22 protein-coding genes are annotated in these 25,170 nt (G+C 65.1%); 16 read left to right on the forward strand and 6 right to left on the reverse strand.

Going from position 1 to position 25,170, the window contains the following annotated elements:
- Positions 1–92 precede the first annotated feature (92 nt).
- On the forward strand, positions 93–974 hold the full coding sequence (locus J0J06_RS00825) for an IS1595 family transposase (RefSeq protein WP_294039462.1): 882 nt from the start codon (positions 93–95) through the stop codon (positions 972–974).
- Between the two features lie 50 nt (positions 975–1,024).
- Here J0J06_RS00825 and J0J06_RS00830 read toward each other — a convergent pair whose 3' ends face one another.
- The gene (locus tag J0J06_RS00830) at positions 1,025–1,768 is read right to left on the reverse strand and encodes a hypothetical protein (protein WP_294039463.1); all 744 of its coding nucleotides are present in this window, start codon (positions 1,766–1,768) and stop codon (positions 1,025–1,027) included.
- 69 nt (positions 1,769–1,837) lie between these two features.
- Between J0J06_RS00830 and J0J06_RS00835 the strand changes: the two genes are divergently transcribed.
- The 3 genes from J0J06_RS00835 (at position 1,838) to groL (ending at position 5,366) form a co-directional block, all read left to right on the forward strand.
- Positions 1,838–3,250: an MATE family efflux transporter gene (locus tag J0J06_RS00835; RefSeq protein ID WP_294039464.1), complete on the forward strand. Its 1,413-nt coding sequence runs from the start codon at positions 1,838–1,840 to the stop codon at positions 3,248–3,250.
- A gap of 130 nt (positions 3,251–3,380) precedes the next feature.
- Positions 3,381–3,668 (forward strand): co-chaperone GroES, encoded by a 288-nt coding sequence (gene groES / locus J0J06_RS00840; RefSeq protein WP_294039465.1) that lies wholly within the window; start codon positions 3,381–3,383, stop codon positions 3,666–3,668.
- A 54-nt stretch (positions 3,669–3,722) separates the two neighbouring features.
- Positions 3,723–5,366: a chaperonin GroEL gene (groL, locus tag J0J06_RS00845; RefSeq protein WP_294039466.1), complete on the forward strand. Its 1,644-nt coding sequence runs from the start codon at positions 3,723–3,725 to the stop codon at positions 5,364–5,366.
- A 254-nt stretch (positions 5,367–5,620) separates the two neighbouring features.
- On the opposite strand, the gene J0J06_RS00850 is transcribed toward groL, so the two are convergent.
- A complete protein-coding gene (locus J0J06_RS00850; protein WP_294039467.1) occupies positions 5,621–6,103 on the reverse strand; it encodes a GNAT family N-acetyltransferase in 483 nt (160 codons plus the stop codon).
- A gap of 119 nt (positions 6,104–6,222) precedes the next feature.
- Here J0J06_RS00850 and pepF point away from each other — a divergent pair, with 119 nt between their 5' ends.
- Positions 6,223–8,082 carry an oligoendopeptidase F gene (gene pepF / locus J0J06_RS00855; RefSeq protein WP_294039468.1) on the forward strand — a complete coding sequence of 620 codons (1,860 nt, stop codon included), beginning with the start codon at positions 6,223–6,225 and terminating at the stop codon, positions 8,080–8,082.
- 50 nt (positions 8,083–8,132) lie between these two features.
- Entirely contained in the window at positions 8,133–9,755 is a 1,623-nt protein-coding gene (locus J0J06_RS00860) for a DUF6311 domain-containing protein (protein WP_294039469.1), read from the forward strand.
- On the opposite strand, the gene J0J06_RS00865 is transcribed toward J0J06_RS00860, so the two are convergent.
- On the reverse strand, positions 9,752–10,801 hold the full coding sequence (locus J0J06_RS00865; protein ID WP_294039470.1) for a mannose-1-phosphate guanylyltransferase/mannose-6-phosphate isomerase: 1,050 nt from the start codon (positions 10,799–10,801) through the stop codon (positions 9,752–9,754). The two genes, J0J06_RS00860 and J0J06_RS00865, sit on opposite strands and share 4 nt — an antisense overlap.
- Before the next feature lie 184 nt (positions 10,802–10,985).
- Between J0J06_RS00865 and J0J06_RS00870 the strand changes: the two genes are divergently transcribed.
- From J0J06_RS00870 to J0J06_RS00915, 10 genes are all read left to right on the forward strand, one after another.
- Entirely contained in the window at positions 10,986–12,374 is a 1,389-nt protein-coding gene (locus J0J06_RS00870) for a TIGR03013 family XrtA/PEP-CTERM system glycosyltransferase (protein WP_294039471.1), read from the forward strand.
- 1 nt (position 12,375) lies between these two features.
- Positions 12,376–14,424 (forward strand): XrtA/PEP-CTERM system histidine kinase PrsK, encoded by a 2,049-nt coding sequence (gene prsK, locus J0J06_RS00875; protein WP_294039472.1) that lies wholly within the window; start codon positions 12,376–12,378, stop codon positions 14,422–14,424.
- A complete protein-coding gene (prsR, locus tag J0J06_RS00880) occupies positions 14,421–15,767 on the forward strand; it encodes a PEP-CTERM-box response regulator transcription factor (protein WP_294039473.1) in 1,347 nt (448 codons plus the stop codon). The genes prsK and prsR overlap by 4 nt, the downstream gene beginning before the upstream one ends.
- Positions 15,768–15,777: 10 nt before the next feature.
- On the forward strand, positions 15,778–17,811 hold the full coding sequence (locus J0J06_RS00885) for a tetratricopeptide repeat protein (RefSeq protein ID WP_294039474.1): 2,034 nt from the start codon (positions 15,778–15,780) through the stop codon (positions 17,809–17,811).
- 15 nt (positions 17,812–17,826) lie between these two features.
- A complete protein-coding gene (locus J0J06_RS00890; RefSeq protein ID WP_294039475.1) occupies positions 17,827–18,636 on the forward strand; it encodes a DUF815 domain-containing protein in 810 nt (269 codons plus the stop codon).
- A 50-nt stretch (positions 18,637–18,686) separates the two neighbouring features.
- Positions 18,687–19,712: a sensor histidine kinase gene (locus J0J06_RS00895; RefSeq protein ID WP_294039476.1), complete on the forward strand. Its 1,026-nt coding sequence runs from the start codon at positions 18,687–18,689 to the stop codon at positions 19,710–19,712.
- 31 nt (positions 19,713–19,743) lie between these two features.
- Positions 19,744–20,514, forward strand: coding sequence for a metallophosphoesterase (locus J0J06_RS00900; RefSeq protein WP_294039477.1), 771 nt, complete (start codon positions 19,744–19,746; stop codon positions 20,512–20,514).
- 30 nt (positions 20,515–20,544) lie between these two features.
- Positions 20,545–21,816, forward strand: a complete 1,272-nt coding sequence (locus J0J06_RS00905; RefSeq protein ID WP_294039478.1) for a dipeptidase — start codon at positions 20,545–20,547, stop codon at positions 21,814–21,816.
- Positions 21,813–22,355, forward strand: a complete 543-nt coding sequence (locus tag J0J06_RS00910; RefSeq protein WP_294039479.1) for a GNAT family N-acetyltransferase — start codon at positions 21,813–21,815, stop codon at positions 22,353–22,355. Before J0J06_RS00905 ends, J0J06_RS00910 begins: the two co-directional genes overlap by 4 nt.
- 138 nt (positions 22,356–22,493) lie before the next feature.
- The gene (locus tag J0J06_RS00915; protein WP_294039480.1) at positions 22,494–23,225 is read left to right on the forward strand and encodes a hypothetical protein; all 732 of its coding nucleotides are present in this window, start codon (positions 22,494–22,496) and stop codon (positions 23,223–23,225) included.
- Position 23,226: 1 nt separating this feature from the next.
- On the opposite strand, the gene J0J06_RS00920 is transcribed toward J0J06_RS00915, so the two are convergent.
- The 3 genes from J0J06_RS00920 to J0J06_RS00930 all read right to left on the reverse strand — a co-directional run bounded on the left by J0J06_RS00920 (position 23,227) and on the right by J0J06_RS00930 (position 25,097).
- Complete coding sequence (locus J0J06_RS00920; protein ID WP_294039481.1) at positions 23,227–23,694, reverse strand: transcriptional repressor; 468 nt, start codon at positions 23,692–23,694, stop codon at positions 23,227–23,229.
- 41 nt (positions 23,695–23,735) lie between these two features.
- The gene (locus J0J06_RS00925) at positions 23,736–24,122 is read right to left on the reverse strand and encodes a MerC domain-containing protein (RefSeq protein ID WP_294039482.1); all 387 of its coding nucleotides are present in this window, start codon (positions 24,120–24,122) and stop codon (positions 23,736–23,738) included.
- Between the two features lie 120 nt (positions 24,123–24,242).
- The gene (locus J0J06_RS00930) at positions 24,243–25,097 is read right to left on the reverse strand and encodes a TorF family putative porin (RefSeq protein ID WP_294039483.1); all 855 of its coding nucleotides are present in this window, start codon (positions 25,095–25,097) and stop codon (positions 24,243–24,245) included.
- Between the last annotated feature and the right edge of the window lie 73 nt (positions 25,098–25,170).

Raw genomic sequence — 25,170 nt, forward strand, 5'->3', positions numbered from 1 at the left:
GATAGCCGCAAGTGTTGTGGTTGAGCAATACGCGCCAAGCAGATAACATATATCCCCTTGAAACAAGTAAGGCGTTGTGCCATACAATATGCATGAGCAACAAAGCCCCGACGCTTCGCCAGTTTCAGGACCGCTTCCCCACGGAAGATAGCTGTCTGGAGCATCTGATGCGGACCCGCTACGGCGCGCGTCACGACTGTCAGGGGTGCGGGCGTGAGGCGACTTATTACCGCGTCAAGGCGCGTCGCTCCTACGCGTGCGAGCATTGCGGCTATCAAGTCTATCCGACCGCTGGCACGCCGTTCGACCGCACCCGCACGCCGCTGCGCGATTGGTTCTTCGTCATGTTCCAGTTCTGCTCTTCGCGGAACGGCGTCGCGGCGAAAGAGGTCGAGCGCCAGCTTGGGGTTACCTACAAAACGGCTTGGCGCATGTGCCACATGATCCGCGAATATATGGGTCAGGTTGACGGTGACGGCCCGCTGGGCGGCCCGGACGGGATCGTGGAGATTGACGAAACGATCATTGGCGGTCGCGTCACGGGCAAGGGGTCAGGCCCGCAAATCCGCAGCAAGACTGTCGTCATGGGACTTCTGGAACGTGGCGGGTCGATCAAGACCACGGTGATCCCGAATGTTCGTCGCGCCACCCTGTGGCCGGTAATCGAGGCGCATGTGTTGCGCGGCACCGTCATCAGCACCGACGAATTGATCTCGTATCGGTCGATCTCGGTGAAGGGCTACCGTCACATGACGGTCAACCACAATAAGGGTCAGTATGTCGGCGCGGACGGAGCAAGCGTGAACGGCGTTGAGTCGTTCTGGTCGGCGTTAAAGCGCGGGATCAACGGCACCCACATTCATGTCAGTCAGAAGCATCTTCCGAAGTATCTGGCGGAGTTTGAGTATCGCCACAATATGCGTCAGACGCCTCACCTGATGCTTGATCGGCTGATGGCTTCTTTCGTTCGCTAGGGGGGACCATCGCCTCTAGGAGGCGGTCGAACTTGGCGTTGGGGTCGCGATCAGCCATCAATCCGAGCCTCCTGTGGCAATAGATTCGCCAACGATTCTCGTCGCTCGCGCGCGAGATCTCTGTATGCAGCGTTACTGTTTTCGATCGCCTCAACGTTCAATTGGTGCTCGTTGAAAAACGCCGTATTTTCGGTAGGATCAAATAACCCAATACGGCCCAAACTGCCCTCAACCGGTTGAAGTATTGGAACTGGCCTCCTTGGGGTTACTCCGCCTGCGCCTAGCCCCAAAAGGGCGCGAGTGCGATGCTGACCGGAGAACGCGGCATCACAGCGTATTTCAAGAATGCTTTTGATTGAAGGCCAGTGTTTCGGCCCACCGTGCCTGGCTTCATCAAGCACCCGCTTGTATTCTTCGATTGCAGCCTCGCCTCGGTCAATCTCCCTATCTGCGATGACCGCCAAGCGAAATTTCTCGTATCGCGTGGCTACGTCGAGGATTGGGGCAATTGCATTATCGCGCGCTAGCGCATTTCTCTCCTCTGACGCTCTGTTTGCGCTGTCGGCCAAATGGCCAATCCGCCACAGCGACAGAAGGACCAGCCCAAGCCCAAACACAGTGAACCATGGCGAGTGGATTACTGTCTGAAACCAATTAGCGCCCAGCACGCCGACCATTAGACCGCTGCCGCTCTGATAGTCATTGAAGCGGTCCCAGAGAAAGGCCAGCAGACCAAAAAATCCGGCAAAACTCCATTTTGGGTTCGCCCGAAGGCGGGAGAGAATCGATCGCATACGCCCTGATAGCACATAATGAGGCTACTTGTCTTGACGGTATATATGGGAAGCAGATAGGGGCAGGATATGGACGCGCCAGCCGCCCTCACGCCGCTGGCCGGCCCCGCACCCGCGACGATCGGGGAGGAAACGCGCGCGCTTGCACGACTGGCTTTGCCGCTGGCGGGCGCCAACCTGCTCCAGATGGCGGTCTATGCGATCGACGTGATGTTCGTCGCACGTCTGTCGGCGATCGATTTCGCGGCGGCGACGCTCGGGGTGTTCCTGTTCGGGCTGCTGATGTGGGCGCTGATGGGACTGACGGGGGCCTGTGCGCCGCTGATCGCGGCCGAACTCGGCGCGCGGGCGCATGCCGTGCGCCAAGTGCGGCGGTCGTTCCGCATGGCGATGTGGCTGGCGATGGTCAGCAGCCTGGCGGCGATCGTGCTGCTCGCGAACGGCGAGCGAGTCTTGCTGCTGCTGGGTCAGGACCCGCATGTGTCGCGGCGAGCTGGGGCGTTTCTCGGCATCCTGCTGTTCGCGCTGCTGCCCAATATCTGGGGCAGCGTGATGCGCACCGTCGCGGCGGCGCTCGGTCGGCCGGGCTGGGCGATGCTGGTGACGGCGGGCGCGGTCGGGGTCAACGCGCTCGGCAACTGGTTGCTGGTGTTCGGTCATGGCGGCTTTCCCGCGCTCGGGCTGGAAGGCTCGGCGACCGCCAGCGTGATCACCGCGGTCGCGATGATGCTGGCCTATGCCCTGATCTTGGCGTTCGACCCGCGCCTTCGCCGGTATCGTTTGTTCGGCAAATGGTGGCAGCCGCATTGGCGGCGGTTTAGGGAGATCGTCCGCATCGGCACGCCGATCGCGCTGATCTTCACGCTCGAAGGCGGATTGTTCGGCGGGGCGGCATTCCTGATGGGCCTGATCGGCGTGACCGAGGTTGCCGCGCACGCGATCGCCCTGAACATCGCGGCGCTCGCCTTTCAGGTGCCGCTGGGCATTTCCCAGGCCGCGACGATCCGCGTCGGGATGGCCTATGGCGCGCGCGACCATGCCTGGATCGGCCGCGCGGGCTGGGCGGCGATCGTCGGCGGCACCGGGTTCATGGTCCTGACCGCGACCTTCATCTGGCTCGCGCCGCGGCTGGTGATCGGCATCTATGTCGATCCGGGCGATCCGTCGCGCGCGGGCGAGGTGGCGCTCGCGATCCGGTATCTGGCGGTCGCCGCCGCGTTCCAGTTGTTCGACGGCGCTCAAGCCGTCGGCGCGGGGAGCCTTCGCGGGCTTCAGGATACGCGCGCGCCGATGCTGATCGCGGCGTTCGGATACTGGGTTGCGGGGTTCGGCACCGCCATCTTCCTCGGCTTTCATACCCCCTTGCGCGGGGTCGGCATCTGGATCGGACTGGCGGTCGGCTTGTTCGTCGTTTCCGGCCTGCTCGTCGTGCGCTGGGCGATGCGCGATCGGCTCGGCCTGCTCCCGCCACGCGCCGCCTGACTGGCGGTTTTCAAATAAACCATGCGGGGCCATTGACGCGGCCCTGCACGCTCCACATATGCGCCCCGTTGGCACTCACGTGAGTCGAGTGCCAAGGACCGTTTTTCAGTCAAGCAAGAGGGTAACAGCAATGAACTTCCGTCCGTTGCACGACCGCGTTCTCGTCCGCCGCATCGAGGCCGACGAAAAGACCGCGGGCGGGATCATCATCCCGGACACCGCCAAGGAAAAGCCGCAGGAAGGCGAAGTGATCGCCGCCGGCGCCGGCGCCAAGGACGAAGCCGGCAAGGTTACGCCGCTCGACGTCAAGGCGGGCGACAAGATCCTGTTCGGCAAGTGGTCGGGCACCGAGGTCAAGCTGAACGGCGAAGACCTGCTGATCATGAAGGAATCCGACATCCTCGGGATCGTCGGCTGAGCCTTCTTTCACCTAACTTTCGACTAAACTTCCAAATCTGAAAGGTCAGCCAACATGGCAGCCAAGGACGTAAAATTCAGCCGCGACGCGCGTGAGCGCATCCTGCGTGGCGTCGACATCCTCGCCGACGCGGTCAAGGTCACGCTGGGGCCGAAGGGCCGCAACGTCGTGATCGAAAAGAGTTATGGCGCGCCGCGCATCACCAAGGACGGCGTCACCGTCGCCAAGGAGATCGAGCTCAAGGACAAGTTCGAGAACATGGGCGCGCAGATGTTGCGCGAAGTGGCCTCGAAGACCAACGACAATGCCGGTGACGGCACGACCACCGCGACCGTTCTCGCTCAGGCGATCGTTCGCGAAGGCATGAAGTCGGTCGCCGCCGGCATGAACCCGATGGACCTGAAGCGCGGCATCGACCAGGCGGTCGAGAAGGTCATCGCCGACCTGCAGTCGCGTTCGAAGCCGGTCGCCGGGTCGAACGAGATCGCCCAGGTCGGCATCATCTCGGCCAATGGCGACACTGTCGTCGGCGAGAAGATCGCCGAAGCGATGGAAAAGGTCGGCAAGGAAGGCGTGATCACCGTCGAAGAGGCGAAGGGTCTCGAATTCGAGCTCGACGTCGTCGAGGGCATGCAGTTCGACCGCGGCTATCTGTCGCCGTATTTCATCACCAACCCGGAAAAGATGACGGTCGAGCTCCAGGATCCGTACATCCTGATCCACGAGAAGAAGTTGTCGAACCTGCAGGCGATGCTCCCGATCCTGGAAGCCGTCGTCCAGTCGGGCCGTCCGCTGCTGATCATCGCCGAGGACATCGAGGGCGAGGCGCTGGCAACGCTCGTCGTGAACAAGCTGCGCGGCGGTCTGAAGGTCGCGGCCGTCAAGGCGCCGGGCTTCGGCGATCGTCGCAAGGCGATGCTCGAAGACATCGCGATCCTGACCAAGGGCGAGATGATCTCGGAAGACCTCGGCATCAAGCTGGAGAACGTCACTGTCGGCATGCTGGGCACCGCCAAGCGCGTCTCGATCGACAAGGACAACACCACCATCGTCGATGGCGCCGGTGATGCCGAGGCGATCAAGGGCCGCACCGAAGCGATCCGTGCGCAGATCGAGAACACCACCAGCGATTACGACCGTGAGAAGCTCCAGGAGCGTCTCGCCAAGCTCGCCGGCGGCGTTGCGGTGATCAAGGTCGGCGGTTCCACCGAGGTCGAGGTGAAGGAGCGCAAGGACCGTGTCGATGACGCGCTGCACGCGACCCGCGCGGCCGTCGAAGAGGGCATCGTTCCCGGTGGCGGCACAGCGCTGCTGTACGCGACCAAGGCGCTCGACGGCCTGACCGGCGCGAACGACGACCAGACCCGCGGCGTGGACATCGTCCGCAAGTCGCTGTCGGCTCTGGTGCGTCAGATCGCGGCTAATGCCGGCCATGACGGCGCGGTCGTCGCGGGCAAGCTGCTCGAAGGCAACGACGTGACCGTCGGCTTCAACGCGCAGACCGACAAGTACGAGAACCTGGTCGCGGCCGGCGTCGTCGACCCGACCAAGGTCGTCCGCACCGCGCTGCAGAACGCAGCGTCGGTCGCCGGCCTGCTGATCACCACCGAAGCGGCGGTGTCGGAAGTCCCCGAGGACAAGCCGGCGATGCCGATGGGCGGCGGCGGCATGGGCGGCATGGGCGGCATGGACTTCTAATCCGAACGCGGCTTGGGCCCAGCAAGCTTGGCCCCGGACTCGCGTCGGATCGGACGGCGGGCTTCGGCCCACGGCCGAAGTCCCGGTCGACGACAGCGCGGGCTTTGCCCGCGCCGCTCAGACGAAAAGAAGGGGCCGGTGGAGCGATCCGCCGGCCCTTTTTTTGTCAGCTGCTGTGCTCCGGTGAAGGCCGGAGCCTTGGCAAGGGAATTCGACTGAGGCCAACGCTCCGGCCTCCGCCGGAGCACGTCTATCTACCGCGGTCCCACATACAGCATCGCGACGTTGCACCGGGCATAGCGCCGCCCGAACTCCTCCATGATCCCGGTATCATGGACGAACCCGGTCTTTTCATACAGCCGCACCCCGGTCGCGCCCTTCGTGTTGCTGAGCAGGTAGAGCCGGTCGCACCCCAGCGCGAACGCCCGGTCGATCATCGCGTGGAGCAGGAATTCCCCGGCGCCGCGCCCGCGCGCCTCCGGCACCACGCCCATCTTGGTCAGCTCGAACTGGCGATCCCCCGTCTTCTGCAACCCGCACGTGCCGATGATGCCGAGTTCACGGTCCTCGACGAAGAGTATCGCGCCGCCGGGGTCGACGATCCGCTCTCGCGGGTTTTCCAGCACCTCGATGTCGGTCGGTTCAAGCATGTACATGTCCGCGATCCACTGCGCGTTGATGCGGTGGAAGTGGCTGGCGAGGTCGTCGCTGAATTCGCGGATGACGAGGCTGGGCATGCGATCATCCTGGCCTGTCGCTCCAACGGCGGCAAGGTGTCTCGCTTGGGCAAAACACTCTTTTCTTTCCAACGCCGCCGGGACACATTGCGCGCTTCCTTCCTTCTCCGGAGTCGCACATGCTCGACCTGTCCCGCCGTGAAGCCCTGGCCGCGACTGCCCTTGCCGGGCTCGTCGCCTCAATGCCCGCCTGGGCGCAGGACGGCGGCGGCGGGGCGCAATGGGATCTGACCGATCTCTATCCGAACGACGCGGCTTGGGACGAAGCGCGCAAGAAGGTGATGGCCGACATCCCGTCGCTGACGAAATACCAGGGTCGGCTGGGTGAGAGCGCCGCGACACTGGCCGCGTTCCTGACCGCGCAGTCGAACCTGGATCGCGCCGCCAGCCGGGTGTTCGTCTACGCCTCGCTGAGCGCTGACGCCGATTTGCGCGTCTCCGCCAACCAGGAGCGCGAGGCGCAGGCGCGCGACCTGCTGACCAGTTTCGGCGAGGCGGTCGCATGGTCCGGGCCTGAGCTGCTCGCGCTGGGCAAGGCGAAGATCGAGGGTTTCATCGCGAGCAACGACACGCTGAAGAAGCATTTCGATTTCCAGCTCCGCGATGTCATCCGCCAGGCCGATCATTTGCTGTCGCCGGAGGGCGAGGCGCTGCTGGCCGGACTCGGATCACCGCTGTCCGGCCCAGGCAACATCCGCGAACAATTGGTGGCGTCGGATATTCCGTGGCCCACCGTCAAGCTGTCGACGGGCAAGGACGTGCGGCTCGACGATCAGGCCTATACGCTCAACCGCGACGCGCCGAACCGCGCGGACCGCAAGCTGGTGTTCGATACGTTCTGGGCGGCGTACGGCAAGTTCCAGAACTCGCTGGGCGCGGCGTACCTCTCGCATCTGAAGGCCGACATCTTTCGCAAGAAGGCGCGCAAATACCCGACTTCGCTGGCGATGGCGCTGTCGGACAGCAACGTGCCCGAAGGCGTGTACCGCACCCTGGTCGCGGAGACGAACAACGGCTTGCCCCAGCTGCATCGTTATTTCGAGCTTCGGCGCAAGATGCTCGGTCTGCCCGACATGGCTTATTACGATATTTACCCGCCGCTGGTGTCGCTGGACAAGAAGGTCTCGGTGCCGGAAATGCGCACCGCCACGATGGCGGCGGTCAAGCCGCTCGGCCCGGAATATGGCGATATGTTCGCCAAGGCCAGCGCGCTGAAATGGATGGATCCCTTGCCGCGGCCGGGCAAGAAATCGGGGGCGTACATGAACCCCGGCGCCGCGTTCGACGTCCACCCCTATCTGTTGCTCAACCTGGGTGAGAATTACGAGGGGATGACGACCTACGCCCATGAATGGGGGCATGCGATGCACACGTTGCTCGCCAACAAGTATCAGGTTTACGAAAAGACCAATTATCCGATTTTCACTGCAGAGATCGCCTCGACCTGCAACGAGCAATTGCTGGTCGCCTACATGGTCGCCAACGCGAAAACCAAGCAGGAGAAACTGTTCTATCTCGGCCAGTTGCTGGAGGGGATACGCGGCACCTTCTTCCGCCAGACGATGTTCGCCGAATTCGAGTTGTCGGTGCATGACAAGGCGGAAGCCGGGGAGGGGCTGTCGGGCGAGAAGTTCAGCGCGATCTATCTCGACCTGCTCAAGCGCTATCACGGGCCGAAGGTCACGGTGTCGGACACCTATGCGTCGGAATGGGCCTATATTCCGCACTTTTACAACAGCTTCTACGTCTATCAGTATGCGACCTGCATCTCCGCCGCGTCTTTTTTCGCGCGGTCGGTGCTGAAGGGTGGACCCAAGGAGCGCGACAATTATCTCGGCGTGCTGAAGGCGGGCGGATCGGATTACCCATATGACATCCTGAAGCGCGCCGGACTCGATATGGCGTCGCCGGCACCGTACCAGGCGGTGATCGCGACGTTCAAGGACACGCTCGACCAGATCGAGGCGCTGATCGCATAAATCGCCGCGCCGTTAACCCTATTTTCCGCCCGGTGCGGCAATAGGGTGCAATGCGTTCGATCTACATTCGTGCGGCGGTCCTGACCGCGATCGCGCTGGCGATGTTCGGCGCGTGGATGCATTGGTCGGTGCTCGACCCGCACAATGTCGGCTGGTTGCTGTCGGGTGAGGATCGCGGGCAGGGTCCGATCGGGATGGTCGCCTATCTGCGCGCGGGCGGGCCGTGGCCGTCGCTACACGAACCGCTGTTGATGGCGCCGGAGGGGCTGTCGCTGTTGTTCAGCGACAGCATTCCACTGCTCGGGCTGCTGCTCAAGCCGCTCGGCGTATCGGGCGACCTCCAGTTTGTCGGCCTCTGGTATCTCCTCTGCGTCGTGTTGCAGGTGTGGTTCGCTTGGAGGCTGGTCCGGCCCTACGCGCCCGACGACCTTGCGGCGCTCGTGGGCACGGTATTGCTCGCGGCAATGCCGGCTTTGTTCAATCGCTACGGGCATCCCAGCCTGTGCGCGCAATGGCTGGTCCTGTGGGCGCTTTGGGTATTTGTCGACGAAGATCGTGCACGGCGCCCCGCGCAGTGGATGGCGGTTCTGGGCATCGCTGCGATGGTCCACACCTATCTGCTGCTGATGGTCGCGGCGTTCTGGGGCAGCGCAATGCTCTGTGCACTGTGGGCCGGACCGGCTCGGGCCCGAGTGCTGGCGGGTGCGGCGGCGGTGGTGGTGTTCGTCGCAGCGATCCTGTGGTGGCACGGGGCCTTCGCCGGCCGTTACGCCTCGACCGGCACCTATGGCGCGTTTCCGCTGGCGCTGGATGCGTGGTGGAACCCGGCAAACCCCGGCTACACCGCCTTGATCCCATCGTCGCCGGAGGATCACGGGCGAGGGTTCGAGGGGTTGCAGTATCTGGGCGCCGGCTTGCTTGCATTGGTGGTGGTCGCGCTCGGCTCATGGCTCGCCCGGCGTGGGGAGGATGGCGGTAAAGGATCGCCCTCATCGCTCGCGCGGCTGCGCTGGCTGCTGCCGGCGTTCGCGGTCGTCGCGATCGCCGCGATTGGGCCGCAGCCGATGTGGCGCGGCGCACCGATCTTTACGATCCACTTGCCGCAAGGCCTGACCGACGCGCTCGATCCGATCCGCGCGGGGGGAAGGCTCGCCTGGCCGCCGACCTATACGCTGGCGTTCGCGGCGATCGTCATGGCGATGCGGCTGCGGCGTGCGACGGTCGTGTTAGCCGCGGCGCTCGCGCTGCAGGTCGTCGATCTTGCGCCGATGCTGGCGGCCGTTCATGCAACTAGTGCCAAGGCGACTGACCGGTCGGTCTATCACCGCACGACCGATCCGCGGTGGTCCGCCTTGACCGCCGGGGCAAGTTCGGTCGAATTCGAACCCGCCACGCCGTTTGTCGATTTGCAAACGATGCAGGAAATCTCGTGGCGCGCGGTGACCGCCTGCCGGCCGGTGCGGTTCACCTATGCCGCGCGCGAGAGCATCGCCGTGCGCGCGAGGCTGGATGCCGACAGCGCGGCGTTTCAGGGCGGCAGGCTCGATCCGACGCGGCTCTACGTGCTGCTCGACGGCAAAGCGCCGGCGGCGCTGGCAGGGCGCGTACAGCGGCTCGACGGGGTCGCGATCATCGCGCCCACGGCCTCAGCGCCCCAGACCGTCTGCCGCTAGTCCTTCATCGCCTCGATCAGTTTCTTGACCTCTTGGCTGCGCCCGCGCGGCATCACGAGCACGTCCTTGCCGTTGGCGACGACGATCAGGTCGGTCACGCCCACCAGAGCGACCCGGACGCCATCAGCCTGGACCAGGCAATTCTCGGTCTCGATCGCGACGACATCGCCGTTGCAGGCATTGCCGCTGTCGTCGCAGGCGCTGAGTTCGTGGAGCGCATCCCAGCTGCCGAGGTCGCTCCACCCCATGCTGACCGGCACGACCGCGACGCGATCGGCCTTTTCCATCACCGCATAATCGACCGATTCGGACGGCGACGCGGCGAAGGCGTCGGCGTCGGGGTATAGCCGCGTGCCCTTCGTTTCGCCCTTCGAGAGCGCCTGTTGAGCGGCGTTGAGCATGTCAGGCGCATGCGCCGCCAGCGCGTTCAGGAACGCATCGGCGCGGAACAGGAATATCCCGCCGTTCCACACATGATCGCCCGCCGCGAGCATCGCCTCTGCGCGATCACGCGGCGGCTTTTCGACGAAGCGCGCGACGCGGTGGACGCGGGGCGCGATGCTCTCACCGACATGAATCCAGCCATACCCAGTTTCCGGCGCGTGCGGATCGATCCCGAACGTGACCAGCCAGCCTTGGTCGACCATCGGCATCGCCGCCTCGATCGCGGCGTGGAAGGCGGGCGTGTCGGCGATGACATGGTCGGACGGCATCACCAGCAACGCCGCATCGTTTCCCGCCGTCAGCGCCGCCAGCGCGATCGCCGGAGCTGTATTGCGGGCCACCGGTTCCAGGATCAGGCGATGCTCGGAGAGGCCGATGTCGCCGAGCTGAGCCTCGATCTCGTCGGCATGGCGGGCATTGGCGACCACGATCGGCGTACCGAAGGCGGTACCCGCGGTGCGCCGCGCGGTCAGTTGCAGCATGGTTTCGTCGTCGGTCAGGGCGAGCAATTGCTTGGGCTTTTCCGGCGTCGACATCGGCCACAAGCGCGTTCCCGATCCTCCCGACAGGATGACAGGAATGATCGTCGTCGGCGCGTCCATGCGTGAGTCCTTGGGTTGAGTTGACGTGGCTGTAGTGTCTTCCCCGGATTTGCCAAACTCGCAGGAGCAGCACGAGTTTCCGCGGTGGGCGCATTCACCCTTCGTTTGTCAATTTCTGCGACACGCTTTCCCGGGCCCTGTCGGAAATCCTTACACGCCGCGCGGGGCCAAGAGGCGATGACGAATGATCAGGCTGTTCAAGCACTATGTGCCGCATGCCGTCCTGTTTCTGGGGTTCCTGGACTTCGCGCTGCTGATCGCGGCGATGGAAGTGGGCTATGCGCTGCGCCTGCATCAGCTCGGCAGCGTGGTGGAGCCGATCAGCGAACGCTTGCCGCAATTGCTCGTCTATGCCGCCTCGCTGGAGATCGCGATGGTCGCGGTCGGGGTGTACGGCGCGGATTCGCTGCAATCGCTGCGCCGCGCGACGGCGCGCATCCTAGTCGCGATTTCGCTCGGCGTAATCTTGCTGTCGGTGGTCTTTTTTATCTCGCCCGTACTCAGTTTCTGGCGATCCAACCTGTTCTACGCGATGGCGATCTCGGTCCCCGCCTTGGTCGCCCTGCGCGTCCTGCTCGGCAAGATGCTCGGCAGCCAGGTGTTCAAGCGCCGCGTCGTCGTGCTTGGCGCGGGCGCTCGCGCGGCCCGACTCAAGGCGTTGGCGCAACGACCCGGATCGGCGTTCGTCGTCGTCGGCTATGTGTCGATGAGCGAAACCAACCGGGTCATACCGGAAGCGATCGCGCGCGACGCGATCTACAATCTGGCGGATCATGTCGTGCTGCTCAATGCGAGCGAGGTCGTGCTGGCGCTGGAGGAACGGCGTAACGCGTTGCCGCTCAAGGACTTGTTGCGGATCAAGACCACAGGCGTCCACGTCAACGAAATCTCGACCTTCCTGGAGCGCGAGACCGGGCGAGTTGACCTGCAATCGGTCAATCCGAGCTGGTTGATCTTTTCCGACGGTTTTTCGTCGGGACGGATGCTGTCGGGCGTGTTCAAGCGGTTGTTCGACATCGTCGTCAGCGCGCTGCTGCTGACGCTGGTCGCGCCGATCATCATCGCGACAGCCATCGCGATCAAGCTGGAGAGCAAGGGTCCCGCCTTCTACCGCCAGCGTCGCGTCGGACTTTATGGCGAGGGGTTCGACTGCATCAAGCTGCGCTCGATGCGGCAGGACGCGGAGGTCGGCGGCAAGGCGATCTGGGCCGAAAAGGCAGATCCGCGCATCACGCGCATCGGGCGCTTCATCCGCAAGGTGCGGATCGACGAATTGCCGCAATGCTGGTCCGTGCTGAAGGGCGAAATGAGTTTCGTCGGCCCCCGTCCCGAACGCCCGGAGTTCGTCGAGGATCTGGAACAGCGGATCAACTATTATGCCGAGCGCCACATGGTGAAGCCGGGGATCACCGGCTGGGCGCAGATCAACTATCCGTACGGAGCATCGATCGAGGATAGCCGGCAGAAGCTCGAATACGATCTCTACTATGCCAAGAATTATTCGCCCTTCCTCGACCTGCTGATCATTCTTCAGACGATCCGCGTCGTGATCTGGCCGGAAGGGGCGCGGTAACATGGTCGCCGCGGCGGTCATTCTGTGGGGTCATGCGCTGGCGGCATTGCTATTCGCCGGTCTGGCCCTGTCGCGGTTGCACGCGGGCGGGGGTAGCCTGCCGCGGACGGCGTTCCTGGCCGCGCTGGCGCTGACCGCATTGTGGGCGCTGGCGATGGCGGGGATCGGCGGTGGCGAGCTGGTGACGGGGGTCGCTGAATCGCTCCGCAATCTCGGCTGGCTGGGCTTCATGTTCGCCTTGCTCCGCCGCGACAGCGCCCGCCGGGGGACGGCGGTGACGACGATATACGGCGTCATCGCGCTCGTCGCGCTGGTGGGGATTGGGCTGGCGCTATTCCAGACGGCGGCGGAGCCGAACATTGCCGGGCCAATCGCCGCGGCGCGGATCGTCTTGCGAATGATGGTCGCGGTAGGCGCGCTGGTGCTGGTCAATCACCTCTATTCGATGGTCGCACCCGCGGCGAGAGGCGGTATCCGGCTGGCGGTGATCGCGCTGGCGATGATGTGGCTAGCCGATCTGGCGCTCTATGCCTTGGCCTATATTGGTGGCGACTGGCCACAGGCGCTGATCGCGGCGCGGGGTATCGTGATGGCAGCGATCGTGCCGATGCTGGCGGTAGCGGTGCACCGCAACGGCGACTGGACGCTCAACATCTCGCGGACGGTGACGTGGCAGTCACTGACGCTCGTCGCGCTGACGATCTACGCGATGGCGACGGTCCTGGTAATCGGCGCGATCCAGACGTTCGGTGGCGGTTACGCCCGGGTGGCGCAGACCGCGTTCGTATTCGGATCGGCCGCCGCGCTGCTGACATTGCTGTCGTCGCCGACGGTGAAAGCGTGGCTGCGCGTGATCGTGGCGAAGCACCTGTTCCGTCACCGCTATGACTACCGCGCCGAATGGGTGCGCTTTACCGAAACGCTGGGGTTGCCCGGCGAAAGCGCGGCGCCGCTCGAGGAGCGCATTGTCAAGGCGGTCGCCGATCTGACGGATTCCCCCGCAGGGTTGTTGCTGATGGCGGACGGCAATGGGTTATCGCTCGGCACCGGGTGGCAATGGCAGGGCGAGCCGCCAGTCGGCGTCGCGGGGGAAGGGTTGGCGCGCCTCCTGGCTAACGGCGCGCATATCGTCGAACTCGACACAGTGCGCAGCGGCGATGCCGAGCGCGATGAACTCGCCGCCGTCCCGCAATGGATGCTCGACCATCACGCCGCCTGGGCGGTAGTGCCGTTAGTTCATGTGAACGCGCTGATCGGCGCGATCCTGCTCGCTAGGCCGCCGATCGACCGCAGCCTGGACTGGGAGGATTTCGACCTGCTCCGCATCGCCGGGCGGCAAGTCGCCAGCTATCTGGCGGAGGCGCGCGCGCACGAGCAACTCGCCGATGCACGCCGGTTCGACGAATTCAACCGCCGTTTCGCTTTCATCCTCCATGACGTAAAGAACCTGGTCAGTCAGCTTACCCTGGTCGCGCGCAACGCCGAGCGTCATGCCGACAATCCCGAGTTCCGCGCCGATATGATCGCGACGCTGCAGGAGTCGGCGGGCAAGATGAACGACCTGCTCGCGCGCCTGTCGCAGCATAATTCCGGGCGCGCCGACGATCCACAGGCGGTCGAACTGATGCCGCTCGCCCAGCGTGTTGCCAAGACCCGCGGCGGTAGCCATCCGGTGATCGTGTCGGGTACGCGTGACGCGCTCGCGGTGGCCGATGCCGGTCGCCTCGAACAGGCGCTCGGCCATCTGATCCAGAACGCGGTCGAAGCGAGCGCGAACGGTGAGCCGGTGACGGTGACGGTCGGGCGCGGATCAATCGAGGTCGCCGACCGCGGAACCGGGATGACCGCAGCCTTCGTCCGCGACCATCTATTCCGCCCCTTCGTATCGACCAAGCATGGCGGCTTCGGGATCGGCGCGTTCGAGGCACGTCAGGTGATCCAGGCGATGGGCGGCACGCTCGACGTCGTTAGTCGCGAGGGCGAGGGCACCATTTTCACGATTCTCCTGCCGGCGATGTTGGCGCCGCAAGTGATGGAACGCGCAGCATGACGACCGCCAAACCCAAACTCCTGATCGTCGAGGACGATGCCGGGCTGCAGCGCCAGTTGCGCTGGGCGTATGACGGCTACGAGGTGATCGTCGCGAGTGATCGGCGCGAGGCAATCGACGCGGTGCGTGCCGAGGAGCCGTCGGTGGTGACGCTCGACCTCGGCCTACCGCCCGATCCCGATGGCGTGACCGAAGGGTTCGCGACGCTCTCCGAGATCCTGCGGCTCAAGCCCGACACCAAGGTCATCGTCGCCTCCGGTCACGGCGCGCGCGAAAGCGCGTTGCGCGCGATCGGCGAGGGGGCATGGGATTTCTACCAAAAGCCGATCGACATCGACGCGCTGGGTCTGATCGTCGCCCGTGCGTTCCATGTTCATGCGCTGGAGGCGGAGAACCGGCGGCTGGCGGCGTCGCCAGCGGCGGCGCTCGGTGGGCTGATTACCGGCGCGCCGGAGATGCTCAAGGTTACCGGCATGATCGAGCGCGTCGCGAGCGCCGACGTGTCGGTAATGCTGCTCGGTGCGAGCGGCACCGGCAAGGAAGTGCTCGCGCGCGGGTTGCACAACGCGTCGGGCCGGAAGGGCGAATTCGTCGCGATCAACTGCGCCGCGATCCCCGAGACCCTGCTCGAAAGCGAATTGTTCGGCCACGAAAAGGGGGCGTTCACCGGCGCGGTCAAGACGACCGAGGGCAAGATCGAACAGGCCAATGGCGGCACGCTGTTTCTGGACGAAATCGGCGACGTGCCGCTGCCTCTCCAGGTCAAGCTTCTGCGTTTCCTGCAGGAGCGCGTGATCGAGCGGATCGGCGGGCGCAAGGCTATTCCGGTCGATGTCCGCATCGTCTGCGCGACGCATCAGGATGTCGACGCGATGGTCGCGAGCGGGAGCTTCCGCGAGGACCTGTACTATCGGCTCGCCGAGATCATCGTGCGCATCCCCAGCCTGGCGGAGCGTGCAGGCGACGCGACGTTGCTCGCCAAACATTTCCTCCATCAGTACGCCAAGGCGATGAACCGGCCTGTCGTCGGCCTGTCGTCCGATGCGCTGGCGGCGATCGACGCTTGGGGCTGGCCGGGCAATGTCCGCGAGCTCGAAAATCGCATGAAGCGCGCGGTGATCATGGCGGACGGTAAGCACGTCACCGCTGCCGATCTCGACTTGGGCGGCAAGGACGAGGCCGAAGCGATCAACTTGAAGGCAGCGCGCGAAACCGCCGACCGCAAGGCGATCCGTCACGCGCTGGCGCGCGCCGAGGGCAATATCTCGAACACCGCCAAATTGCTCGGGATCAGTCGCCCTACGCTCTACGATCTGCTCAAGAGCTACGACCTCCATGCGTAGGATCAGCCCGATGAGGATGTTGGCCGCGGTGGCATTCGGCACCGCTGCGCTGACCGGGGTCGCGCTAAGCGCCGCCACGCCCGCGCATGCCGACGGCGCGGTCGCGAAGCGCGACGTGGTGCTGAGCCTCGGCCTGTTGACCGACGGCAATTTCAACGCCGCGCGCTCCTATGCGGAAAAAGCGATTGCCGCCGATCCGACATGGGGACTGGCGCATGCGATGCTGGCGCGGACCTATCTGGCGCTCGGCGACGGGGTAGGAGCGGAGGCCGAACTGGGTCGCGCCGCCGCGAATGGCTTCGACATGAAGCGTGGGCACCAGATGCTCGCACACGCCTGGCTGTTGCAGGGCGACGCCAAGCGTGCGCTGGCGGAGGCCGCGAAGGCCGATCCACGGTTCGGCGGCTATGCGACGCGCATTACCGCCAAGGCGCTGGCGATGCAGGGCAAGTCGCCCGACGCGATCGCCCTGCTCGGCGAATTGCTCGACGCCGATCTGGGTAATTCGTATGGCTGGTCGGACCTCGCGCGGATCCGCTACAATGCCGGTGACATTGCGGGCGCGACGGCCAACTCGGCGCGGGCGGTGTCGCTCGACCCGAACAATCTCGAGGCGCTGACTCTGCGCGGCGAACTGATGCGTCAGCAATATGGCCTGGCCGCCGCGACGCCATGGTTCGAGGGCGCGCTGAAACGCGATGCCTACTATTTCCCGGCGCTGATCGAATATGCCGCGACGCTCGGCGACATGGGGCGCTACAACGACATGCTGGCGACGACGCGCAAGGCGCTGGCGGCGCGGCCGGGCAACCCACAGGCGCTTTACCTCCAGGCGGTGCTAGCCGCGCGAGCGCAGAATTACGACCTAGCGCGCAGCCTGATGCAGCGCACCGGCGGTGCGATCGACGATCAGCCCGGCGTTCTGCTGCTGGGTGGAACGCTCGATTATCAGGCGGGCGCTTACGAACAGGCGATCGGGAAGTGGCGCGAGCTGATCGGGCGGCAGCCGATGAACGTGACCGCGCGTCGCTTGCTCGGCGTGGCGCTGCTGCGATCGGGTGATGCGAAGGGTGCGCTCGACGTACTGCGTCCGGTGGCGTTGCGCGGGGATGCGGACAGCTACACGCTGGCGCTGGTCGGCCGCGCGTTCGAGGCGACCGGCGAGCGCGACTGGGCGTCGAAATATCTCGACCGATCGGCCTGGCCCGCGACCGCAACGGCGACGCCGCTCGGCAGCGATGACGGGCTGGCGGTGCTGGCCAGCGCGGCGGCTAACGATCCCGGCAATCCGGTGGCGATGGTCGGGATGATCCGCGGGCTGATCGACGCGGGCCAAGCGGGCAGCGCGCTCGACAAGGCGAAGGCGCTCGTCGCTGCCAATCCCGGCGCGCCGGCCGCATACTTGCTGGTCGGCGACACGCTGATGACGATGAGGCGGTTCGGCGACGCCGCCGACGCCTATCGCCGCGCGGCCGACATTCGGTTCGACGAGACGACGATGCTGCGCGCGGTCGATGCGCTCGACCATGCCGGTCGGCGGCCGGAAGCGACTCGCGTGTTGTCGCTGTTCCTCGCCCAGCATCCCGAAAACGTACCCGCCTTGCGCTTCGTCGCGCACTGGCAGATCGCTGCGGGCGACTGGGAAGGCGCGATCGGCACGCTCGAGGATCTTCGCTCGCGCGTAGGGTCGCGCGATGCCGCACTGCTCGCCGAACTGACCTATGCCAATGTCGGGGCGCAGAATGTCGATGACGCGCTCGATTACGGCGCCGCCGCCTATGCGATCGCGCCGATGAACCCGGCCGCGACTGACGCTTACGGCTGGGCGTTTTATGCGGCGGGCGACAGCGAAAAGGCGAAGGACCTGCTGGAAAAGGCAGCGTTGCTCGCGCCGCGCCAGCCGGACATCCGCTGGCATCTCGCGCAGGCCTATGCCGATCTCGGCCGCAACGCAGAGGCGAAGGCGCAGATCGCGCTCGCACTTGCCGATCCGTCCTTCACCGATCGTGCCCCGGCGCAGGCGTTGCTCAAGACGCTTGGCTGAGTGTAACGCGGGCCGATGACCGACCCGATCGCTCGTATCGCCGCCGCGCTGGAGCGGATCGCGCCGCCCGCGCCCGTCGATGCCGATCCGCTAGCGCACCCGGCTTATGTCTGGCGCGACGGGGGTCTGGCGGCGGCGCGTGCATTCGACCCGGTGCCGATCGACCTGCTGTTCGGGATCGACGCGCAGAAGGCGACGTTGGTCGAGGATTTCCGCCGGCTTGCGGCGGGCCATGCCGCGCAGGACGTGTTGCTGTGGGGCGCGCGGGGCAGCGGCAAGTCGGCTTTGGTCAAGAGCGCGGTCGCCGCGATCCAGGCTGAAGGGGCGGCTATCGCCTTGATCGAGGTCGCGCGGATGGACGGCCTCCGCGCGCTGTTCGACCGGATCGAGGGTCTGCCGCGCGCCTATGTCCTGTTCCTCGACGATCTCGGATTCGACGCGGCGGCGGACGCCCGTGCGCTACGGTCGCTGCTACAGGGTGGGGCAGAGGCGCGTCCGGCGAACGCCCGCCTTGTCGTGACCTCCAACCGCCGCCACCTGCTCCCGCGTGACATCGCCGAGCAGGAAAGCGCGATCAACCCGCGCGACAGCGTCGACGATCATCTCGCGCTGGCCGACCGGTTTGGGCTGAGCCTGGGTTTCCACGCGCTCGACCAGAATGGTTATCTCGCAATCGTCCGGGCCTATGCCGATCGGTTCGGGTTGGTGTTCGACGCGGACGAAGCGATCGGCTGGGCTACACGGCGCGGCGGCCGGTCGGGGCGGGTCGCCTGGTACTATATCACGGACCTGGCGGGGCGCTCTGGACGCGGGCTACCTTTCTGATTAGGCAGGGTTAGTTTAGCCGCGTTCGGGCTGATATTGGGAGCACGGCTATGCCGAATTCGGTCGTGCCAAGACTAGGCGAACTCGATCTTCCCGATCGGCTCGCGCCGACCATACCGCGCTTTGGGACACAGCTTGGTGTAGCATTGTTGTGCGCGGCCGGCGTCGAGGTCAGCCGCGTGGCAGTCAACGCGATTGCGCCGGGCTCCGCGGTATTTGCCCTGATCTTTCCGGCGATAATGCTGGCGACCCTGCTGGCGCGCTGGCAGGCAGGGGCGCTGACGGCGGCGATCTCGATCGCCTATACCTTTTTCGTCGTCTATTTACCCACCGCGTCCGGCCGTACCCCGATCAACCCCCATTTGGCGGTGTTCGCGGTTGGCGTCTCGGCGTTGCTGACCATCGTTCTCGCCGAAACATTTCGCCGCGCCGTTCGGCGTGCCGCTACCGAACGCAATCGCCAGATCGCCGACCGCGACCTGATGCTGGCCGAATTCGAACATCGCGTGAAGAACAACTTCGCGGTCGTCGCCAGCATGCTCGACATTCAGCGGCGGCGTGCGGGAGACACCCCAGCCGGCGAGGCGCTGGGCGCGGCGATGATGCGGGTCGATAGTATCGCGCGCGCGCATCGCCATCTCTATCGCGACGGGCGCGGCAGCGAGGTCAACATCAAGGATTATCTGGAGGATCTGTGCGCAACCCTGTCCGATGCGCTGCTGTTGCGCGGTGGGGTGCGGCTGGAATGCGATGTCGATCCCGCGCCGATCCAGCGCGACCATGCCGTGTCGATCGGGCTGGTGGTCAACGAACTGGTGACCAATGCGGCGAAACACGCATTCGAAGGTCGCGAGAGCGGCAGAGTCATGGTGTCATGGAAACGCCGCCCGGAAGGCGGATGGCGGTTGACGGTCGCCGATGATGGCGTCGGCATACCGCCCGGGCCGCGTCCCAAGCGAAAGGACGGTGGCCTCGGCCAGCGATTGATCGAAGCCTTCGCGCATCAGGCTGGCGGCACGGTGACCACCGACAGTGACAAGGCCGGCACGCAAGTGATGATGGACGTGCCCGATTGATCGAACGCGGCGCGTGTGCGTTGGTGAAACCATGATCCGTCTGTTCCACGTCAGCGACGTCCATTTCGGGCGGGAGGACAAGGCGGCGGTGGCGTGGTTCGGCGGACTCGTCGCCGCCGAGCAGCCCGACGCGGTGGTAATGACCGGCGACTTGACGATGCGCGCGCGATCCAGGGAGTTCGCGAAGGGACTCGGCTGGCTGCAATCGCTCGGCAGGCCGGTGACGCTGGAGGTCGGCAATCACGATCTCCCCTATTTCAACCCGATCGACCGGATATTCCGGCCCTATCGCCGTTACAAAGCGATCGAGCGGATCATCGAGCAACCGCTCGACTTGCCCGGCGTGACGGTGGTGCCACTCAAAACCACGCGCCGCGCGCAGTGGCGGTGGAACTGGGCAGAGGGTCATGTCGGCCGCGTTGCGCTGGCCGAGACGTTGGCGTTGATCGCGGCGGCTCCCAAGGAGGGGCTGATATTCGTGGCTGCTCACCACCCGCTGGTCGATCTCGACGCCCGGGGATCGGCGAGGACGCACCGAGGGGAGGAGGCGCTGGCGGCGCTGGCGGCGGCGGGGGTGGATGCGGTGCTGACCGGGCATGTCCACGACGCGTTCAATATCGAACATAAGGTCGAGGGGCGCACCATCCGCACGATCGGCGCGGGGACGCTGTCCGAACGCACGCGCGCCGATCCGCCCTCCTTCAACGAGATCCGCATCGACGGGGGGATGTTCGAGGTGATGTGTCGCAAGATGGGCGCGCAACCGGACGAGGTGCTGCAGGTGGAGGCGGCGACCGCTTGACCGGGCCGGGGCTGGCGATACGCTGGCCCGATGCGCTACGCTTTCGCTCTCCTGCTCGCCGCGCCGCTGTTCGTCAGCGCCGCACCCGAAGACAAGGTTTCGGCCTATCAATCGCGCGTCGCCGCGGTGCTGGCGAAGACGCCGCTGATCGACGGGCATAACGACTGGGCCGAGACACTGGCCGAGAAAGCGGGCGATGCGCGCTGGACGATGGACCTCACCAAGCTCGACCCCAGCCAATTCAACACCGACATCACGCGGCTGCGTGCGGGGCGCGTCGGCGGTCAGTTCTGGTCGGTCTACGTTTCCGCCAGCCTGCCGGGACCGGAACAGGTCAAGGAAACGCTCGACCAGATCGCGCTGATGAAGGAGATATTCCGGCGCTACCCCAATGTATTCGCGCAGGCGACGACCGCCGCCGACGTTCGCCGCATCCACGCGCAGGGCAAGATCGCCAGCATGTTCGGGGTCGAGGGCGGGGGACAGATCGACGGCAGTTTCGCGGTGCTGCGCGCCTATCGCGCGCTCGGCGCATCCTATCTGACGCTGACCCATTCGAAGACGATCGAATGGGCGGATTCGGCGACCGACGACCCCAAGCACGGCGGGCTGACCAAGTTCGGCGAAGCGGTGGTGAGGGAGCTCAACCGGCTCGGGATGCTGGTCGACCTCAGCCATGTCAGCGAGGATACGATGATCGACGCGATCCGCGTGTCGAAGGCGCCGGTGATCTTCTCACACTCCTCGGCGCGCGGGGTCGACGATTCGCCGCGCAACGTGTCGGACAAGGTGCTGAAGCTGGTCGCGGCGAACGGCGGCGTCGTGATGGTCAATTATGCGCCGGGTTATGTATCTGAAGCACGACGGCGCTGGGACGCCGACCGCAATGCCGAGCGCGGCCGCTATTATTCGCCGCCCTATGGGGGACTGTATATCGGCCAGCCCGACCGCGCCAAAGCCGCGATGGCGGAATGGGAGCGCCAGCATCCGCGGCCTGTGGTGACTCTATCGCAGGTCGCCGATCACATCGAATGGATCGTCAAGGTCGCAGGCATCGACCATGTCGGGCTGGGCGGTGACCTCGACGGCACCGGCGGCGACTTGCCTGAGGGACTGGACGGGGTCGACACGAATCCCGCCTTGCTCGCCGAACTGATGCGGCGCGGCTGGACCGACGCGATGATCGCCAAGCTGGCGGGCGGGAATATCCTGCGCGTCATGGAGGCGGCGGAGCGTGTCGCGGCGGGTATGGCAAACGAGCCGCCGGCGACCGCGACGATCGCGATGCTCGACGGTAAATGAGCTTTACCACGCGGATTGCGACGGCCGACGACATTCCCGCCATCGCCGCGTTGATGGATCGTGCCATCGCCGAACTCCAGCGCCCCTATCTGAGCGATGCGGAGATCGCATCCAGTCAGCTGAGCATGGGACTCGACACACAATTGATCGCCGACGGCACCTATGTCGTGGTCGAGGACTTTGACGGCCGGATCGTCGGGTGCGGCGGATGGAGCTTTCGTGCGACTTTGTACGGTGGCGACCACAATCCCGCCTTGCGCGACGCCGCGCCGCTCGATCCGGCAAAGGACGCGGCGCGGATTCGGGCGATGTACACCGACCCCGATTACGTGCGGCGCGGGATCGGCCGGATGGTGCTCGCCGCGAACGAGAGGGCGGCGAAGGCGGCGGGGTTTCGGCGCGCCGAGCTGATGGCGACGCTGGCGGGCGAACCGCTCTATTTGGCGTGCGGCTACGAACCGATCGAACGAGTCAGCAAGATGAGCGACGGCGGGGTGCCGGTGCCGGGTGTACGAATGGGCAAGGCGCTGTCGAGCTGATCGGGAAGGGTCGGGCAGAAGACCCGGCGCGCCATGCAACAAACGCGCCCGCGACCCGTTTCGTCTCGGCTGCCTTGCCGCGTTAGCGCTGGTGAGGGTATGGCCATTTCAGTCATGGGGGCGGGAGAAACAACGACCATGACGTTGCGTGCGTACGTGATTTTTGTGGCCATGGGACTGGCGATCGGTCTTGCCGGATGTTCCCAGCCGACCCCGCCGCCCCGCTTCGTCGCGACGGTGACGCCGGTCAAGCCGCCGCCCCCGGTGATGCCCCCCGGCGGCTATCCCGAAGTCTATACCGCCCCACGGCGGCCCGACGGCACGTATATTCCCCCGCATTTCGATACGACGGACGGCGCTGCGGTCTGGCAATTGCGTGGCGCCCTCAATGTTGCGGCCTTGGGCTGCGACCGGGCGGGCGGGGGCGTGCTGGAGGGATATAACGCGTGGGTGCGCACTCACAGCGCCATCCTGACCCGCTATTTCAAAGAATATCTGCACGATTGGGAGGAAGCCGGCTGGAACGATTGGCGTAATGCGTTCGAAACCCAGCAGACGCGCTTCTACAACTTCTACAGCCAGTCGCCGATCAGGATGGCGTTCTGCGCCGCGGCGCGCATCGAAATCGCCAAGGTCGCGACGGTGCCGGACGCCGATTTGCCGACCTTCGCGCGGGCGTCACTCGCTCGTCTCGATCAGCCGTTCTTCGATTTCTACCGAGCCGTCGATGCGTGGCGCGACTATTATCATCCGAACACGCCACCGCCCGCGGTCGTGCCCACTATTCGGAATGAGGCTGCGAGCAGCGTGGCAGCGGCGGACGGATCGGCGTCCGTCAAGGCGCCGGATCCTCAGCCTGCGGCGAAATGACTTAGTCGCAATCCGCGCACTTGCCGCGCACTTCGATCACCGGGCGAACCGGCGAGAATCCTGCGGCCTCCGCAGCGTGGCGGACGTTGTCGGCGATCTTGTCGTCGTCGATATGCACGGTCTGGCCGCAATTGTCGCAGACCAGGAATATGCAGTCGTGCAGGCAATCCGGGTGGGCGTTCGCGACATACGCGTTCGAGCTTTCGACACGCCGCGCCAGATTGGCGCCCACGAACAGGTCGAGGATACGATAGACGCTGTTGGCGGCGACACGGCGGCCTTCGCTTTTCGAGACGGCTTCGGCGATGTCGTAGGCGCTGGCGGGTTTGTCGAACTTCGCCAGCGCGTCGAAAATGCTCGCGCGCATCGTCGTCCACTGCTCGCCCGATTTCTCGAGCGTCGCCTGCGCGGCAGCGGCCAGGTCGGCACCGGCCGGTTCGCTGTGGTGATGATGAGCGTGTGCGGACATGGGTGTAATTTAGGCGCTGCGAGCGCTGCTAACAAGCGTGGTTAGTTGGCCGCTCGCCGATTGAGATCGTGGCCGAGCGCCAGGATGGCGACGCCGACCAGCGTCCAGAATGTCTCGCCGCCATTGCCATGGGGCAGGGTCATTGCGCCCGCCATGATGCCGAGGCCGAACGAACCCGTCACGGCAGGCGCCATATAGCCGTGATCGAAGATGCCCCGTCCCAACGCCACCACACCGAGCCCGATCGCGATCGTCAGCCCGATTTCGTGGAACAGCGGATTGAGCAACATCCCGCCCGCGGTCGAGGCAAGCGCGACGAGCACCGCGCTCGCCAGGCAGTGCACCGCGCACAATCCCGACAACCCCATCGCGTAGCGATCGAGGCGTGGCATGTGTGAGGACAGGGTATGGCGAATCGTCGCGACCATGGCGTGCATCTAGGCGGATCGGCGCGACGTTACAATATCACATCTTATCTACTGATGTGATTTAGTGATGTGATTTAGACTTTTGGGCGGGGAAGGCCTGCGCCATCCCCGCCTGCTCGATCAGAAGCTGGCGCCGAGCGACACCACAACGCCGCTGCGCGCGGCATTCTTGCCATTGGCGAGCGTGAAGACGCCATCGGTGTCGACATAGCTGACGCCCAGCGTCAGGTTCTTCCACGCCAGCGAAGCGCCCACGCCCCAGTCGGTATATTCGTTGCCGAGCGCCAGCCAGCTCGGACCCCAAGTGTGGCCGATATGCGCCGAAAGCGAGAGCGGCGTCTTGGGGATCGCGGCGCTGAGATCGCCCGCCAGATAGACGTTGTCATTTTTCGGCAGCAGTCCGGTCTGGCCCTGGTCGAGCGACAGCGCCTTCTGCTTCCATGCGTAGTTGACCGTCACCTTCGCAGTGACCGGGCCGAGCGTATAGGAGACGTCGGCATAGGGTTCGAAGAAGTCCCCCTTGCTATTGTCGCCGACTGGCCGCGAGCGCGGATAGATATAGTAGAGCAGACCGCCGTCGAGCTTGAAGCCGCCGACCGTCTTGCTGTAACCAACGATGGCGTCGATTTCCTGGCTGCCGGTTCCCGAGAAGGTCACGTAGCCGGAGGTCGAGGAACTCCACACCGTGGCGTAGAAGCCCGATTTGTGGGTGACGCTCAACGTGCCCTGGATCGCGGGTTGCAGATTGGTCTGCGAGATGCCGCGAAAGCGATAATCCGACACTAGCGTCACGCCACCGGTCACGGTGATTTCGGGCGGTGGGGCGGTTTCGTCTGCGGCAGCGGCGGGCGCAGGTGCTTCGCCGGCGGGCGCTGCTGCAACGGGATCGACCGGCCCGGCCGGCTTGGGATCCGCAAACGCGGGGGTGGCGACGGCAAGCGCAAGCGCGCCGAGGCTAACGTGGGAGAAGCGCATGTTATTCCTTTCCGATCGGAAAAATCGTGCGTTCCCGCCTGCACGTGTCGGCTCTGCCTCTTTATCGGTTGAA

Origin of the sequence: Sphingomonas sp., assembly GCF_017304615.1 — a bacterium.
Lineage (GTDB): Bacteria > Pseudomonadota > Alphaproteobacteria > Sphingomonadales > Sphingomonadaceae > Sphingomonas.